The organism is Paenibacillus beijingensis (assembly GCF_000961095.1).
Lineage (GTDB): Bacteria > Bacillota > Bacilli > Paenibacillales > Paenibacillaceae > Paenibacillus_O > Paenibacillus_O beijingensis.
In genome coordinates, this window is record NZ_CP011058.1 from 1,731,227 (window position 1) to 1,748,817 (window position 17,591).

Sequence of the window (17,591 nt, forward strand, 5' to 3'; positions counted from 1 at the left end):
CAGCCTGGTTTATTCCTTACTATTCTTATAGGATTTATCATATTATAATTTGGGATGAATTTTCTGTCAATTAAATGTTTTAAGGACATCACAAAAAAGACTGCGTCCGGTTGGACGCAGTCTGATTCAGTCTGCTTTACAATTTCATTTAAACGATTATGTGCCGTGTTGACGTGTAAAACCTAGTTCCGCGCCGCGTATTCTTCGACCCAGGAAGCGGCGGATGCAAGCGCGCTCTCTGCGCGTCCGATCGCCTCGGACACCTGCTTCTTCGCCGTGCCGCCGTACACGTTGCGGGCGTCAACGACCGCTTCCGGCTGCAGCACCGCATAGATGCGGTCGTCGAACAGCTCGGAGAACTGCTTGAACTCGTCCAGCGTCAGGTCGAGCAGATATTTGTCCTGCTGGATGCAGTACAGCACCGTCTTGCCGATCACTTCGTGCGCCTGGCGGAACGGCAGCCCTTTGCCGACGAGGAAGTCGGCGATATCGGTGGCGTTCGAGAAGTCCTGGTTGACCGCCTTTCGCATCTGCTCCTTGTTCACCTTCATCGTAGCGATCATCGGCGCGAACAGCTGCAGCGCGCCCTGAAGCGTGCGCACCGTATCGAACATGCCTTCCTTGTCTTCCTGCATATCTTTGTTGTACGCGAGCGGCAGCGACTTGAGCACGGTCAGCAGGCCGACCAGATTGCCGTAGACGCGGCCGGTCTTGCCGCGGACAAGCTCCGGCACATCCGGATTTTTCTTCTGCGGCATAATGCTGCTGCCCGTACAGAACGCGTCGTCCAGCTCGACGAAACGGAACTCGGTGCTCGACCAGAGGATCAGCTCCTCCGACAGACGCGACAGATGCGTCATAATGAGCGAGGCGTTCGCCAGAAACTCAACGATAAAATCGCGGTCGCTTACGGCGTCCAGACTGTTTTCGTAGACGCGGTCAAAGCCGAGCTGCTCCGCCACAAAGTGACGGTCAATCGGGAACGTCGTGCCGGCTAGCGCGCCCGCTCCGAGCGGCAGCACGTTGATGCGCTTGTAGCTGTCCTGCAGACGCTCCAGGTCGCGGCCGAACATCGAGACGTACGCCATCAGATGATGCGCGAACAAAATCGGCTGCGCGCGCTGCAAATGCGTGTAGCCCGGCACGATCGTGTCGAGGTTCGCTTTCGCCTGCCCGATGAGCGCTTCCTGCAGCTTCTGCAGCAGGCCGACGAACTCGACGACCCGCTTGCGCAGATACAGATGCATGTCCGTCGCCACCTGATCGTTGCGGCTGCGGCCCGTATGCAGCTTGCCGCCGACCGGCCCGATATCGTCGATCAGCGCTTTTTCAATATTCATATGAATGTCTTCATCGGATACGGAGAACTCGAGCTCACCTTTGCGGATCCGCTCCAGCACGCGCTGCAGGCCGCCCTTGATCGTCTCGACGTCCTCGGCCGGCAGAATGCCCTGCTTGCCCAGCATCGTCACGTGCGCGAGACTGCCTTGAACGTCCTCTTCGGCCAGTTCCTTATCGAACAAAATCGATGCCGTATATTCTTCCACCAACTGGTCGGTTTTTTTGGTGAACCGCCCACCCCACAATTTGCTCACTTGGCTACGCTCCTTATTGCTTTTTGCTCTGTTCCACGCCCGACGATACTTTCAGACGGAGCGCGTTCAGGTGAATGAAGCCGGTCGCGTCGTTCTGGTCGTATGCCTGGGAAGGATCGGCCTCCATCGTGGCGATATCCGGGTTGTACAGGCTGACCGGGCTTTTGACGCCGGCGCCGATGACGTTGCCTTTATACAGCTTCAGGCGGACGACGCCCGTCACGTTCTTCTGGCTTTCCGTTACAAGCGCCTGCAGCGCCAGACGTTCCGGCGCAAACCAGAAGCCGTTGTAAACGAGCTGCGCATATTTGGAAATGAGCGAATCGCGAAGGTGCATGACGTCGCGGTCCATCGTGAGCGACTCCATTTTGCGGTGTGCAGTGAACAGGATCGTACCGCCCGGCGTTTCGTACACGCCGCGGCTCTTCATGCCGACAAAACGGTTCTCGACCATGTCGATGCGTCCGATGCCGTGCTTGCCGCCGAGCTCGTTCAGCTTTTCCATGACACCAAGCGGGTTCAACCGTTCGCCGTTAACGGCGACGCAGTCTCCGGCTTCGAACGTCAGCTCCACATACTCGGGCTGATCCGGAGCATCCTCCGGCGCCACGCTCAGCACATACATGTCCTTATTCGATTCCGCGCTCGGATCGAACCAAGGATCTTCCAGCATGCCGCTCTCGAAGCTGATGTGCAGCAGGTTGCGGTCCGTGGAGTACGGTTTGGCGGCCGAAGCCGTAACCGGAATATTGTGCTCCTGCGCGTAGGCGATCATCTCGGCGCGGCCTGGGAACTGCTCACGGAATTCGTTGCTTCTCCAAGGCGCGATCACTTTGATTTCCGGCGCCAGCGCGGCGGCCGTCAGCTCGAAGCGCACTTGGTCGTTGCCTTTGCCCGTTGCGCCGTGGGCAATCGCGGTTGCGCCTTCGGCGCGGGCGATTTCCACCATGCGCTTGGCGATCAGCGGACGCGCGATCGACGTGCCGAGCAGGTATTGTCCTTCATACAGCGCGCCCGATTGGAACATCGGGAAAATGAAGTCCTTCGCGAACTCTTCCTGCAGGTCGTCGATATATACTTTGGAAGCCCCGGTCGCAAGCGCTTTGGCTTCGAGACCGTCCAGCTCCTCCTTCTGGCCGATATCGGCGGTAAAGGCGATAATTTCCGCGTCGTACGTTTCTTTCAGCCATTTCAAAATAACGGATGTGTCGAGGCCGCCCGAGTAGGCCAGCACGATTTTTTCTTTTGCCATAATAGTCCTTCGCACCTTTCTCATGCTCAAAATAATTGCTCACACAAACGCGGGAGGCGTCCGCTTCTGGCGCTGCGGCCCTCCCGATGTGTAACCCGGATCCGGAAACTCCGACCGCCCGGGTGAACTTACATAATCGCCGCCATAATGGCTTTTTGTGCGTGCAAGCGGTTTTCCGCCTGGTCGTAAATGATGGAGTTGTGGCCGTCAATGACGCCTTCGCTCACTTCTTCGCCGCGGTGGGCGGGCAGACAGTGCATGAACAGGTAATCCTTGTTCGCGTATTTCGCCAGCTCTTCGTTCACCTGGTAGCTCGCAAAAGCCTGCTCGCGCTCTTTCTGCTCCTCCTCGAAGCCCATGCTCGCCCAAACGTCGGTGTAGACGACATCGGCGCCGCTGATCGCTTCTTTCGGATCGCGGCATATGACGATACCGGCTCCCGTCGCCGAGGCGACGTCCTTCGCCTGGTCAACAAGCTCCGGATCGGGCTCGTAGCCTTCCGGCGTCGCAACCGAAATGTTCATGCCCAGCTTGGCCGCGCCCATGATGAGCGAATGGACCATATTGTTTCCGTCCCCGATGTAGGCAACCTTAAGCCCTTCCAGCCGTCCTTTGTGCTCAAGCACCGTTTGGTAGTCGGCCAGCGCCTGGCAAGGATGCGAAGCGTCGGTCAGGCCGTTGATGACGGGAACCGTCGCTCCGCGCGCCAGTTCGATTACGGTGCGGTGAGCGAACGTGCGGATCATGATGCCGTCCAAATAACGCGAAAGCACTTGCGCCGTATCCAAAATCGGCTCTCCGCGCCCGATCTGCAGATCGTTGCGGGACAGGAACAGCGCCTGGCCCCCGAGCTGGTACATGCCCACTTCAAACGATACGCGCGTGCGGGTGGACGATTTTTCGAAAATCATACCAAGCGTTTTCCCTTTGAGCGGATGATAAATTTCGCCCGCTTTTTGCTTATGCTTTAAGTCGATCGCCAAATCGATCAAGTAGCGGATTTCCTCCGGCGTGTAATCGGCCAGCGCCAGAAAATCCCGCCCCTTCAGATTGACGGCCATACTTTCTTTGATGGTGTTTTGCATGGGATGCGATCCCTCCCTTAATGGTGATGGATGTCCGGGAAAGCGGACGCTGCGCGGCTGAACTTGATCATCCGATCGCTGTTGTAGCCGGATCGTTTTGAACTTTTAACCCCTAACAGCATTACGATCCGTCTACAAAGCGTATGCTTCCGAAGTGGCTTTCCTGCGGAAAGCCTGTAGGCGAACGCTAACGCTTCTCCAGTCACAAGTCAGCCGCTCCGCTCCTTTTTCCCGGTATAGTGGTGTAGCGAAAAGCGTTAAGAAGCCGCTACCGTCTTCTCCGCCAAAACTTCAGCCAGCACGCGTACCGCCTCGTCGATCTCCTCGTTGGTGACCAGCAGATTCGGCAGAAGACGTACAACGTCCGGTCCGGCCGTCACAACGAGCAGGCCGCGATTGCGGGCTTCCGTCACGATATCGGCCACAGGCTCCGCGCATTCGATCCCGATCATCAGGCCTAAGCCGCGGATATCTTTCACGAACGGGTTGCCGGCGAGCTTCTCGCGAAGCTGGCCCATCAAGTAATTGCCCGCTTCCAGGGCGCGCTGCGGCACTTTGTTCCCGATAATCGTTTCGACCGTTGCTTTTACGACAGCGGACGCAATCGGCGTGCCGCCGAACGTCGTGCCGTGACTGCCCGCGCTGAACGCCTCGCGCAGCTTTTCCTTGCCGAGCATCGCGCCGACCGGGAAGCCGCTGCCGACCCCTTTGGCCACGGTGAAAATGTCCGGTTCGATCCCGTAATGCTCGTGTGCAAACAGCTTGCCTGTCCGGCCCATGCCAGTCTGAACCTCGTCGATAATAAGCAGCAGACCGTTGTCCTGGCAAAGCTTCACGATAAATTGCATAAACTCAGGCTTAACCGGATGAACACCGCCTTCGGCTTGCACCATCTCGATCATAATGGCGGCTGTGTTGTCGCTCACTGCCGCTTTCAAAGCCGCCTCATCGTGCAGCGGAACCGTTACGAATCCTGCGGGGAGAGGAAGGAAGCCTTCCTTCACCTTCTGCTGTCCCGTCGCGGTCAGTGTAGCCAGCGTCCGCCCGTGGAACGACTGATGGAACGAAATGACTTCGTAGCGTCCCGTTCCGAGCACTTTTTGATGATAACGTCTGGCAAGCTTGATCGCCGCTTCATTGGCCTCCGCACCGGAGTTGCAGAAGAATACCGCATCCGCGCACGTATTGTCCGTCAGCAGCTTGGCCGCAGCTTCCTGCCCCGGGATATGAAACAGGTTGGAGACGTGCCACAGCTCGTCAAGCTGCTTCACGAGCGCTTCCTTCACCGTCTGCGGCACGTGACCGAGATTCGTTACGGCCAGTCCGCACATAAAATCCAAATATTTGTTGCCCTGATCATCCCACAGCCAGCTTCCTTCGCCCTTCACAAGCGAGACCGAGTATCTCCCATATGTTGGAAAAAGAGAATGTTCACCACTCATTATCATTTCCACCTTTCGATAAGTATAGTGACAAAACGGGAGCCGCTTTTTGAACTCCTTCTGCCACCGGCCCTCTCGCACATCCGGGTCGGTTCCGGCTCTCCTGCTTGTCTTTCGGGCGTCGCCGGGCTGAACGCATCATTTGTTCTACGCGTGCCAGCCGCCCGGCGGTCATACCGCCTTGAAATACCGTGTGACCGCTCGGACTGCGCTTTGTGCAGCCGTCCTGCGGGCAGGTCGGACCGGCATTCCCGCCATCCTGCCCGCAGGTCGGAGCCGGCATTCCCGCTGTCCGGCAGCAGCCGGCGCCGGCGTTCTAGCCGCCGGCGATCACCGTTCCGACTCCGCCTTCGCGAACGACGCGGCTGAGCACATTCGGCTCTTCGCCGCTTACGATCACGACTTCGCGGACGTTGCCGTGCAGGCACTTCACCGCCGCACGCACTTTCGGAATCATGCCGCCGTAAATTTCGCCGCTTGCAATCATCTCATCGATCTCGGCAACGGTAATGCTCGGCAGCACCTTTTTCTGTCCGTCCACCGTCTTCATAATGCCCGGCACGTCGGTTACCACGATCATCCGCTCTACGCCGAGCCGCGAAGCGACCGCTCCCGCAGCCGTATCGGCGTTAATGTTGTACCGCTGTCCGGCCCCGTCAATGCCGATCGGCGCCAATACCGGGATGTACCCCATCGCCATGACGCCTTCGATCACTTCCGCGTTCACATCCGTCACATCGCCCACATAGCCGATGTCCACGGCGTTTGCCACCGGCTGCGCTTGAATCAGCATGCCGTCGACGCCGGATAAGCCAAGCGCCTTCGCGCCGCTTTGCTGAATTTTGCGGACGATCTCCTTGTTGATCGCCCCTGCCAGCACCATCTCCACGACATCGAGCACGTCACCGGTCGTCTTGCGCAATCCGCCCACAAACTCGGTCTCGATGCCGAGCTTCTCCAGCGTGGAGGAGATCGCCGGTCCGCCGCCGTGCACGATGACCGGACGCACGCCTTCGGCCTGCAGCCGCCGCAGGTCGGCGAAGAACGAATCCGGAAGCGCCGCCAGCGTGCTGCCGCCGCATTTCATAACAAACCGTTGTTCCATCCCCATACTTCCCTTTCGTCTGTCAAAAATCGTGCCGCATCCGCTTCATGAGTTAATACCCTGCAGACGCCTTTAAAAAGCGACCGGCTCCGCTTGCGTTTCAAGAAGTCGTCCAATCAAGTCCGGTAAGCGGCGTTAATCCTTACATAGTCGTAGGTCAAATCGCAGCCCCAGGCGACCGCTTCGCCGCCGGCCATATGCAGATCGACCGTAATGACAACAGTTTCGCCCTTCAAATATTCCAGCGCCTCTTCTTCGTCAAAAGCGATCGGACGCGACTGCTCCAGGGTTAAAATCGTTCCGAGCCGGATGTCGACCGTCTCCGGATTAACAGGCTGTCCTGCGCGGCCGACCGCCGCGATAATCCGTCCCCAGTTCGCATCGGCGCCGAAAATGGCCGATTTCACAAGAGAGGAACCGATAACCGTCTTCGCGATCGCCGCCGCGGAGGCGTCGCTCTCTGCGCCGCGCACCTGCACTTCAACGAGTTTCGTCGCGCCTTCACCGTCGCGGGCGATCGCCTTGGCAAGCACTTCGCATACGTACCGGAGCGCGGAAGCAAACGCCGCCCAATCCGGATGCTGCGGCGTCAGCTCGCGGTTGCCCGCAAGCCCGTTTGCCATCGCCACGAGCATATCGTTCGTGCTTGTATCACCGTCGACCGTAATCATATTAAATGTCAGGTTGGTCGCTTCCCGCAGCAGCTGCTGCAGCGCTTCACTTCCGATCAAGGCGTCCGTCGTTACGAAACCAAGCATCGTTGCCATGTTCGGGTGAATCATGCCGGACCCTTTGGCCGCGCCGGCGATAAGAACGTCCCGGCCGTCGACGACGAGCTTGACGCAAACCATCTTTTGCACCAAATCGGTCGTCAAAATCGCCTGGCAGAAGTCGTCGCTGCCTTCACGGCTGCCCAGCAGCCTGCCGGGAAGGCCGTCGATCCCGCTTCGCACCCGATCCATCTTCAAATTCTCGCCGATCACGCCGGTCGAAGCGACGGCGACATCGTCCGCTTTCACGCCGATCGCTTCCGCAAAACGGCTGCGCATCTCATAGGCATCAGCTTCGCCCTGCTTCCCGGTGCAGGCATTGGCATTGCCGCTGTTGACGAGCACCGCCTGCAGCCGGCCGTCCTGCCCGATGCTGTCGCGCGTTACTTTCAGCGGCGCCGCCTGAAACACATTCGTCGTATAGACGCCGGCAGCCGCAGCCGGAACTTCGCTCACAATGGCGCCCAAATCGTGGCGGGTCGTTTTTTTCAAGCCGCAGTGCAGCCCGCCCGCTTTAAAGCCGGCAGGCGTCGTGACGGACCCGTTCTCAACCACGGAGAACAGCCGTGGATATTCGTGTGACATAAGCCGTTATCGATTCCCCTTTGACGCCGTATTAAGGATAGACCGGAACAAAGTTCAAACCTGTCAACTCGTCCCAACCCATCATCAGATTAAGATTTTGGATTGCTTGCCCTGCCGCTCCCTTGACCAAATTGTCAATGACCGAAATAATCGTAACCCTGCCCGTACGGCTGTCGACCGCAAAGCCGATGTCGCAGTAATTGGAGCCCGAAACTTCTTTTGTCGCCGGCCAGATTCCCTCATTCCGGACGCGTACGAACGGGCGGCCGTGATAATAATCGCGGTAAAGACCGATCAGGTCCCGATCCGTGCGGCTTTCGGTCAGCGAAGCGTAAATCGTCGCCATAATACCGCGCGTCATCGGCACAAGATGGGTCGTGAACGTTGCCGTTACCTCACGCCCCGCCACATCGGTGAGCACCTGTTCGATCTCGGGAATATGCTGGTGCTTGTTCAGCTTGTAGGCTTTGAAATTCTCGTTCAATTCCGAGTAATGAGTGCCCAGGCTCGCCCCCCGGCCTGCTCCGGAGACGCCCGATTTGGCGTCGACGATAATGGTCGACGGGTCGATCCAGCCGGCCGCAAGCGCCGGAACCAGTCCGAGCAGCGTTGCCGTCGGATAACAGCCCGGGTTGGAAATAAGCTCCGCACCCTTCACCTGGTCACCGTACACTTCCGCAAGTCCGAATACCGCCCGCTGCAGGTCGTGCTCTGCAGCCGGCTCCTTTTTATACCACTGTTCATATACTTCAGGTGACTTCAAACGAAAATCGCCCGACAAATCGATCACTTTCAATCCCGCTTCCAGCAGCTGCGGCGCAAGCTTCGAAGCCACGCCTGCCGGCGTCGCGGTGAACACGACATCCGCCTTCGCCTTGATCGCTGCGGGATCAATCCCGTCAAGCAGATCGGTGCGGATTTCGCTCAAATGCGGGAACCCTTCTGCAATCGGCGTTCCGGCGCTTGAAGATGAGATGACCGACGTCACCTCCGCGAGCGGATGCGCCTCGAGCAGACGGATCAGCTCCACTCCGCCGTATCCGGTAGAACCGACAATCGCTACTTTCAACTTGGAACCCATTCCTGTCTCTCCTATCCGATAAGCCGTTCTGAATATTTATTGTACAATAGTTGGTTACCCGATGAAATACCCTAGTTTAGCTTTGTGTTATTATACATCCGTATACATAAAAATACAATACGTTTCTCTGCCTATTCCTTCGTTGAAAAGAGCCCCTTTTTCTGCAAAAAGCCTTTATAATCCGTTCATTTTCCGATATAAAGGCTGCCGGCACCTATGCAGGCTCCGCTCCGTTCCAGCGGCTGTCCGGCGGTATATGTATACGTTTATGCACTGCCGGACCTTTATCAGCCGAATGATGCGTATGCATCCGTGCTGAATATTGCCGCATTAAGCCGCATACACCGGGATTCTTAGCCCATTTTGAAGCCCTTGCCGAGCACTTCGGCCGTATGGCTGATTATGACAAACGCATCGGAGTCGGCGCGCTGCACGATCCGCTTCAGTTCCGCCACCTCGTTCTGCCCGACGACAACCATCAGCACGGTGCGGGCATCGCCGGTATAGCCGCCATGGGCGTCGAGCCGGGTCAGCCCCCGGTCCAATTCGTGCAGCACCGCATCCGCCAGCTCCTCCGCGCGGGACGAAATAATAAAAGCGACCTTCGACAGCGCCGGACCGGTCTGCACGATATCGATCGTTTTACTGGTGACGAACAGACCGATTAAGGCATAAAGCGCCTTTTCAGGGGATAGCAAAATGCCTGCGGCAGCAATAATGCATCCGTCCAGACATGCGACGGACAATCCGAGCGGCATGCCGGTGAAGCGATGCAAAATTTGTGCCGCCAAGTCGATTCCGCCCGTCGAGCCGCGCCCCCGGAACACGAGTCCGAGACCGGTGCCGACGCCGATGCCGCCGTAAATGGAGGCGAGCAGCGGGTTATGCGTCGGAACGGGCCAGTGCGATGTGAGCAGCACGAACAAAGGAAGCACGACCGACCCGGCCGCCGTACGGACGGCAAAGCGGCTGCCGAGCGTGAACCAGCCCGCAAAGAAGAGCGGAATATTGAGCGCCCACTGCGTGTATGCCGGCGGGATGCCCTGCATCCGCTGAACAAGCACCGATATACCGGACACGCCGCCCGAGGCGATTTCATTCGCGAGCAAAAAACAGTTAAAGCTGACCGCCACAATAAAAGCTCCCGCCACCAGCAGCAGCCAATTGACGTAAGCCGGACGGACCCGCCCGAATCGTCCATTTTTTCCGTTCCCGGCCTGTCCCTTCAAACGATCGCCTCCGCAGCACAAAAAAAGAGTTCCACACCTTATCAGTGTTGGAACTCTTTCACATCCGTATGCACGGGATGACGCCATCGCACTCTTCTTTTCGTAGCGCGGTTTAGCATAAAGCCGGGCGTCATGTTTATGAATCAGCGGTTTATACCCCCGGCTCCTCTTGGCGGATCTGATGCCGCAAATATCCGTCGATGAAGGCGTCCAGGTCGCCGTCCATCACGGCGCCCACATTGCCGGTTTCCACCGAGGTCCGGTGGTCCTTCACCATGCTGTAGGGATGGAACACATAAGAACGGATCTGGCTTCCCCAAGCGATATCCGACACTTCGCCGCGAATTTCCGCCAGTGCCTTCTGCTGTTCTTCAATCTTGCGTTCATAGAGCTTGGAACGAAGCATCTTCATCGCGCGCTCGCGGTTTTGGATCTGGGACCGTTCCGTCTGGCAGGCAACCACGATTCCAGTAGGAATGTGGGTAATCCGGATCGCCGATTCCGTCTTGTTGACGTGCTGGCCGCCGGCGCCGCTGGAGCGGTACGTATCGACCTTCAGGTCCTCAGGGCGGATTTCGATCTCGACATCGTCGGAAATTTCCGGCATGATGTCGCACGATACGAATGACGTATGCCTGCGGCCCGAAGCGTCGAACGGCGAAATGCGCACCAGCCGGTGCACCCCTTTTTCCGCTTTCAAATAGCCGTATGCGTTATAACCTTTCACCATGATCGTAACGCTCTTGATGCCCGCCTCGTCGCCCGGCAAATAGTCCAGCACTTCCACCTTAAAGCCGCGCTTCTCGGCCCAGCGTGTGTACATCCGGTACAGCATTTGGCCCCAGTCCTGCGACTCCGTTCCGCCCGCCCCCGGATGCAGCTCCAAAATGGCGTTCAGCTTGTCGTAAGGCTGATTGAGCAGCAGCTGCAGCTCGAACTCGCCGGCCTTGCGGACCAGCTCCGCCACGCCTTCCGCCAGTTCGGCTTCAAGCGCCTCGTCGCCTTCTTCTTCCGCGAGCTCCAGCATCGTTTCCAGATCGCCGTGCTCCTGCGCAAGCTTCCCGTACTGGTCCACAACGGACTTGACCGCATTTAATTCCGCGATGACGCCCTGGGCCCGATCGTTATCGTCCCAAAAATCGGGCGCCGTCATTTTTTCCTCGTAGTTTGAAATGATCTCCTGCTTGAGATCTAAGTCAAAGAGACCCCCTGAGTTCTTGGAGCCGCTTCGCCAACTCGCGCAGGTCCTGCTTAACCGATGCGTCTATCATACGAATGCTTCACCTCAATATAAAAAATTGCCGCCGCTGCTGCAGCTTTAGCGTATCCCCCGCCAATGTCCACAACGCGGCGAGCTCAATTGCGGATACAAACGGACGCCGATCCTTCCGTGCGGACACGAAAGGATCGGCAAGTCCCGCGGGAGCCTCCTTCTAAGCCGGGGAGGCTGGAACGGGACCCGGCGGAACTTCCCGAAGGCCCCTTCAATTTCATCTGCTTACTCGTAGGCTATGCCTACTTAAGCGCAGCCGTTACTTGCCGTGGCACAGCTTGTACTTCTTGCCGCTTCCGCAAGGGCAAGGATCGTTGCGGCCGACGCGCTCTTCCCGCTTGGCCGGGCGCTTCGCCTGCGGCTCGCTGCTGCCGCCGGACTCCGTCTGGCCCTTGGCCACTTCCTGGCGCTCCAGGTTGTTCTCGACATGCGCCTTCATAATATATTTCGTGACTTCTTCCTGGATATGTTCAATCATTTCCTTGAACATTTCGAAGCCTTCGAACTGGTATTCGCGCAGCGGATCGGTTCCGCCGTAAGCCCGCAGATGGATGCCTTGGCGCAGCTGGTCCATCGCGTCGATGTGATCCATCCACTTGCTGTCGACCGCACGGAGCACGACCACCTTTTCGAACTCGCGCATCATTTCCGGTCCGATCGCTTCCTCGCGCTCGTTGTACAGCTGTTCGACCTTTTCAAAGAGGAGGTCGGCAATTTCATTCGCTTCCTTGCCCCACAGATCATCCTTCGTAATCATGCCTTCTTGAAGGAACGTTCCTTGCGCGTAATCGACGATCGCCTGCAGCTCCCAGTTCTCCGGCACCTCTTCCGACGGGCAGTGGGCTTCGACAATCCGGTCAATCACCGGGCGAATCATCTCCATGACGATCTCGCGAATATTTTCGGAGTTCAGCACTTCGCGGCGCTGCTTGTAAATGATTTCCCGCTGCTGATTCATCACGTCGTCGTACTGCAGAACGATCTTCCGCGTATCGAAGTTGTTGCCCTCGACCCGTTTCTGCGCCGATTCGATCGCACGGCTGATCAGACGGCTTTCGATCGGCTGGTCTTCTTCAAACCCGAGCCGCTCCATCATGCCCATAATATTTTCGGAACCGAAGCGGCGCATCAATTCGTCTTCCAGCGATAAATAAAATTGCGACGAGCCCGGGTCGCCCTGACGTCCCGCGCGTCCGCGCAGCTGGTTATCGATCCGGCGGCTTTCATGCCGTTCCGTACCGATAATATGCAGCCCGCCGACATCCGATACCCCGTCGCCGAGCAAAATATCCGTTCCGCGGCCGGCCATGTTCGTGGCGATCGTAACCGATCCCGGCTGACCCGCGCGCGAAATAATTTCCGCTTCCTCGGCATGGTATTTCGCATTGAGCACTTTATGGCTGATGCCGCGCTTCTTCAGCATATCCGACAGCTTCTCGGAATTCTCGATCGAAACGGTACCGACAAGGACCGGTTGGTTCTTCGCGTGCCGCTCCACGATTTCCGTGACGACCGCCTTGAACTTGCCTTCCTCCGTCTTGTACACAACGTCCGAGATGTCGTTCCGGATATTGGTCCGGTTCGTCGGAATTTGCACGACTTCAAGTCCATAAATTTTCTTGAACTCTTCCTCTTCCGTCTTCGCCGTACCGGTCATACCGGCCAGCTTGCGGTACATCCGGAAATAGTTCTGGAACGTAATCGTCGCAAGCGTCATGCTCTCGTTCTGCACCTTCAGCTTTTCTTTCGCTTCGATCGCCTGGTGCAGTCCGTCGCTGTAACGGCGTCCGGACATGATGCGGCCCGTGAACTCGTCAACGATAAGAACCTCATCGTCCTGCACAACGTAATCGACGTCGCGTTTCATAATGGCATGCGCTTTGAGCCCCTGTTGGATATGATGGTTAAGCAGCACGTTGGCATGGTCGAACAGATTCTCAATGCCAAAAGCGCGCTCGGCCTTCTCCACCCCTTCTTCCGTCAACGTTACACTGCGCAGCTTGATGTCGACCGTGTAGTCTTCCTCTTCCTTCAGCCGGGATACGAAACGGTCCGCAGACGTGTACAGCTCCGTCGACTTGGCCGCTTGTCCGGAAATAATGAGCGGCGTACGCGCTTCGTCGATAAGGATCGAGTCCACTTCGTCGATAATGGCAAAATAAAGCGGACGCTGCACCATCTGCTCCTTGTAGAGCACCATGTTGTCCCGCAGATAATCGAAGCCGAACTCGTTATTTGTCCCGTATGTGATATCGCAGGCATAAGCCTGCTGTTTCTCTTCGTGGCTGAGGCTGTTCAGGTTGCAGCCGACCGTCATGCCCAAAAATTCATAGAGCTTGCCCATCAGGCTGCTGTCGCGCTGAGCCAAATAATCGTTGACCGTGACGACATGAACGCCTTTGCCAAGAAGCGCATTCAAATAGACCGGCAGCGTTCCGACCAGCGTCTTCCCTTCACCGGTCTTCATCTCCGCGATTCGGCCGTCGTGCAGCACGATACCGCCGACCAGCTGAACGTCAAAATGGCGCATGCCCAGCACGCGCTTGCCCGCTTCGCGCACCGTCGCAAACGCTTCGGGCAATATGTCGTCCAACTCCTCGCCTTGTTCGAGGCGTGCTTTGAACTCCGCCGTCTTCGCTTTCAGTTCTTCATCCGATAAAGCCGTAAATTGCGGCTCGATCTCATTTATCTGCTCCACGGTGCGCATCAGCCGCTTGACCTCGCGCTCGTTCGCGTCACCGAATATCTTCTTCACAAGTCCGAGCATGGTCTTCCCCTTTCGTGTTCCACCTGTTTGCCTTAAATTGTAACAGTTTGCAGACCCCGCCGCAACGCGCGGCCGGGGATTTCCAACATTATATACGTTGCTCGGCTGCACTTCGTTGCTCCCTATTTTTGGGCAGCAAAATATAAAGCCCTTTCTCGGGTTGGAGAAAGGGCTGACTTGTTTGATTATCGACAAAATGTGAGCATTTTTGACATTGTGGCCGGACAGTCCTTGACATCGGCTCGCGTTCCTGTTCGACGCGTTATTCCTGTTCGATCAGACCGTACTTTCCGTCATGACGTTTGTAAACGACGCTAACTTCTTTCGTGTCCGCATTGGAGAATACAAAAAAATTGTGCCCAATCATGTCCATTTGTAATATGGCTTCCTCAACATCCATAGGCTTCAGTATGAAGCGCTTCATGCGTACAACTTCAAGATCGTCCTCTTCATCTGCGACCCTGATGGAGCCGCTGTCTTCCTTCAACAACGTTTTGATGCTGCCTTCCTGTCTGAACTTACGGTTGATTTTCGTTTTGTGCTTGCGAATTTGACGTTCCAACTTGTCGACCACTACATCAACAGACGAATACATATCGCTGCTCTTGTCTTCCGCCCGGAGCATCGTCCCTGCCATAGGAATCATCACTTCCACAGCATGCCTACCTTTCGTAACAGACAGCGTAACATTTGATTCGGAGGTTAAAGGTGCTTCAAAATACTTTTCCAATCGGTTCAATTTCTTCTCGACGTAATTACGCAGCGCGTCCGTCACCTGAATTTGTTGACCTCGAATGTTGTATTCCATTGGGCACTCCTCCTTTACTTGCTTCGTGTTTATCATATCATACTGAGAAAACCATTTCAAAATAATTATTTATTTTTTATGAATTTTCTGAATATATTTGGCGAATGGTGTATAATGATTAGTTTATACATCAAACACTGCCTATAATTACGATAAAATTGACAAAAAAAGAGGCCCTGATATTCAGGGCCTTCGATTAGGCACATTGTCAATTCTCATCCATCTATCCTGTGGCTTAAATAAGCCGGATGATTACAGTTTGACTACGTTAGCAGCTTGTGGACCGCGAGCGCCTTCAACGATGTCGAATTCGACCGATTGGCCTTCTTCGAGGGTTTTGAAGCCTTCGGATTGGATTGCGGAGAAATGAACAAAAACGTCGCCGCCTTGCTCAGTCTCGATGAATCCATAGCCTTTTTCTGCGTTAAACCATTTAACTTTACCTTGCATTCAGAACGTTCCCTTCATCTTCAAATAGCTGTGAGACGCTTTGAAGCATGGCCCACATTTCGACTATACCACCGACTTCATATAATTGTCAATCTTTTGGTGAAAGCGAATACAACGCATGTATAGGACAGTTTAAATTGGATGTGTACCTTATATTTTTTACCCATCCGATGAATATTTTGGAACTAAACTATTCGGCTGAACGCAAAAGCTAATGAGCAAGGAGGAGAGAATCAACAACATGAATCTTAATTAAAGCATGGAATCAGGTATCTCCTGATATGATTGTTCTGTTTTATGTTGTATTTCTTGAATTAACGCAATTAGATCTTCGTCTTGGTGCTGTATTTGATTGAGATACTGCAGAGCTTTTTCGTATTCATCAATTCGATAAAATATAAAGCCCAAATTATATAATGTGTCCGCATCCTGATGATTAATTTCCAAAGAACTTTGAAGGAACGGAATCAAGTAATTATAATGATTGCGTTGATATAACGCATTCACCAGCATATTATAAACTTTTTGAGGGTACTTAAAATGACCCTTTATATGTTGATTAACGACATCAAATATATCCTCGTTTTGAATAAGCAAGTCTATCAATTGATTAATTGTTTCCGGATCAGCCTGTTCATTGTCCATCCGAAGCAGTTTATCTAAAATTAAATGTTCCACAGCCGGCTGTGCGCTCACCCGGAATAAATATTGATACGTTCTCATTTCCTGACTTAAATGTTTGTTGGAGGTCAATTGCTGCAGTTGATCTATAATATATTGGTCCGCAGAGCTGCCCTCCAGCGTAACACTTCCAATATCAATATTATTAAATCCGGCTCTTTCAAACATTTTAATCATTTCTTTTCTGGTAAAGAATCGGACGTGCGTTCTATCCATTAAACCCGCATCCTGATAAGTCCAGTTACCTTCCAGCATGTCTCGAATAACACTAAAGTGAGACACATTGGGAAGACTAACCAACATTTTTCCGTCTTCTTTCAAATAATTCTTTGCATTTTCGACGACTTTCCACGGGTCATACAGATGCTCCAGAACATCTGCGAAAATAATGTAGTCAAAAAAGTTTGCCGGATAGGATAACGTCGTTTCCACATTATCGGTTCTCACATCCGCAAACCGATTAGCGATCTGTCCGGAGGCTTGATTCAGTTCAATGCCATAAAGCTCGGCGTTTGGGTACATATCCTTTATTTTGAGTAATGTTCCACCGCAGGCACAACCAACCTCCAATACTCTGATCGGTGCAGAGGCAGATTTCAGCTCAATTAAATTGATAATTTCATGACGAATAAATGTGGAATACTCTGATCTGAACCCCCATTTTTTCAAGAACCTGTCACTGTTCGTTTTCATTAAATCCGTATACTTTTGGGGTACTGAAGCGAATGTAACGCTGCCGTAATGGTGGATAAACGTATCTTTGCAAAGTAAAAGCGTGTATCCAGCCATTAGCATGCGCATTGAATAATCGTCATCTTCAAAGTTGCCCATTTCAAAGCATTCATCAAGCATTCCGATTTTATCAACCACTTCACGCTTGATAATCATACAAAATCCAACCAACTTTAACCGCTTTTCCCACCTTGACTGATCGGAGATGTTATTACCGGCTGCAAACTGCTGCATGTCTTCCACTGTTTCGTAGTTCGTTTCAATGCTTTGGTAGTAGGAGCAACTATTTGTAATTGGCCCTGCCGCGCCCACATTAGTAGAACTATTTAGGGCGGTTAGCAAATTAGAGAGCCAATTCATTGTCACAACAGTATCGTTATTCAATAAAAGGTAATATCCTCCTTTTGAAATCTCTATTCCTTGGTTGCATCCTTTGGGAAAACCTTGATTGGTTTCATTTAAAATAGCTTTAATATCTTCCTGTTTCGCCAGCCATGCTTGTGTACCGTCACTAGAAGCATTATCAACGACGATAATCTCGTATGTACCGGGTTCAGTATACGTTCGGATGCTCTCTATACATTGTTTGGTGTAGAGTAATTGGTTATGTGTCAATATAATGATGCTCGTTAATTGGTTGAAGCTATTGTTCGTCCCCACGTTTATATCCCCCATCGGTTCTCATGGTAGTAGCGCTATAAGTGTTATCGTCATTTCAGTTTGTTTCGATTAACTT

At 54.3% G+C, this 17,591-nt stretch carries 13 protein-coding genes; all 13 read right to left on the minus strand.

Annotation, left to right across the window (positions count from 1 at the left end; all coding sequences use genetic code 11):
- Positions 1–182 precede the first annotated feature (182 nt).
- Positions 183–1,595 carry an argininosuccinate lyase gene (argH, locus tag VN24_RS07815; protein WP_045669931.1) on the minus strand — a complete coding sequence of 471 codons (1,413 nt, stop codon included), beginning with the start codon at positions 1,593–1,595 and terminating at the stop codon, positions 183–185.
- Positions 1,596–1,608: 13 nt separating this feature from the next.
- Positions 1,609–2,847: an argininosuccinate synthase gene (locus VN24_RS07820; protein ID WP_045669932.1), complete on the minus strand. Its 1,239-nt coding sequence runs from the start codon at positions 2,845–2,847 to the stop codon at positions 1,609–1,611.
- Positions 2,848–2,975: 128 nt separating this feature from the next.
- Positions 2,976–3,932 carry an ornithine carbamoyltransferase gene (gene argF / locus VN24_RS07825; RefSeq protein ID WP_045669933.1) on the minus strand — a complete coding sequence of 319 codons (957 nt, stop codon included), beginning with the start codon at positions 3,930–3,932 and terminating at the stop codon, positions 2,976–2,978.
- A gap of 257 nt (positions 3,933–4,189) precedes the next feature.
- Positions 4,190–5,374, minus strand: a complete 1,185-nt coding sequence (locus VN24_RS07830) for an acetylornithine transaminase (protein WP_238590861.1) — start codon at positions 5,372–5,374, stop codon at positions 4,190–4,192.
- 316 nt (positions 5,375–5,690) lie between these two features.
- A complete protein-coding gene (gene argB, locus VN24_RS07835; RefSeq protein WP_045669935.1) occupies positions 5,691–6,479 on the minus strand; it encodes an acetylglutamate kinase in 789 nt (262 codons plus the stop codon).
- A 116-nt stretch (positions 6,480–6,595) separates the two neighbouring features.
- A complete protein-coding gene (gene argJ, locus VN24_RS07840; RefSeq protein WP_045669936.1) occupies positions 6,596–7,834 on the minus strand; it encodes a bifunctional ornithine acetyltransferase/N-acetylglutamate synthase in 1,239 nt (412 codons plus the stop codon).
- 31 nt (positions 7,835–7,865) lie between these two features.
- A complete protein-coding gene (argC, locus tag VN24_RS07845; protein WP_045669937.1) occupies positions 7,866–8,915 on the minus strand; it encodes an N-acetyl-gamma-glutamyl-phosphate reductase in 1,050 nt (349 codons plus the stop codon).
- A 353-nt stretch (positions 8,916–9,268) separates the two neighbouring features.
- Positions 9,269–10,144 carry a YitT family protein gene (locus VN24_RS07850; RefSeq protein ID WP_045669938.1) on the minus strand — a complete coding sequence of 292 codons (876 nt, stop codon included), beginning with the start codon at positions 10,142–10,144 and terminating at the stop codon, positions 9,269–9,271.
- 151 nt (positions 10,145–10,295) lie between these two features.
- Positions 10,296–11,415 (minus strand): peptide chain release factor 2 gene (gene prfB, locus VN24_RS07855; protein WP_148505209.1). Its coding sequence is split into 2 segments (ribosomal slippage): positions 10,296–11,342 and positions 11,344–11,415, totalling 1,119 coding nucleotides; the frame shifts between segments, so codons are not numbered across the junction.
- A 261-nt stretch (positions 11,416–11,676) separates the two neighbouring features.
- Complete coding sequence (secA, locus tag VN24_RS07860) at positions 11,677–14,184, minus strand: preprotein translocase subunit SecA (RefSeq protein ID WP_045669940.1); 2,508 nt, start codon at positions 14,182–14,184, stop codon at positions 11,677–11,679.
- 262 nt (positions 14,185–14,446) lie between these two features.
- Positions 14,447–14,992, minus strand: coding sequence for a ribosome hibernation-promoting factor, HPF/YfiA family (gene hpf / locus VN24_RS07865; RefSeq protein ID WP_045669941.1), 546 nt, complete (start codon positions 14,990–14,992; stop codon positions 14,447–14,449).
- Positions 14,993–15,244: 252 nt separating this feature from the next.
- Positions 15,245–15,442, minus strand: a complete 198-nt coding sequence (locus VN24_RS07870) for a cold-shock protein (protein WP_028599014.1) — start codon at positions 15,440–15,442, stop codon at positions 15,245–15,247.
- Between the two features lie 252 nt (positions 15,443–15,694).
- A complete protein-coding gene (locus VN24_RS07875) occupies positions 15,695–17,515 on the minus strand; it encodes a glycosyltransferase (RefSeq protein WP_238590862.1) in 1,821 nt (606 codons plus the stop codon).
- Positions 17,516–17,591 lie beyond the last annotated feature (76 nt).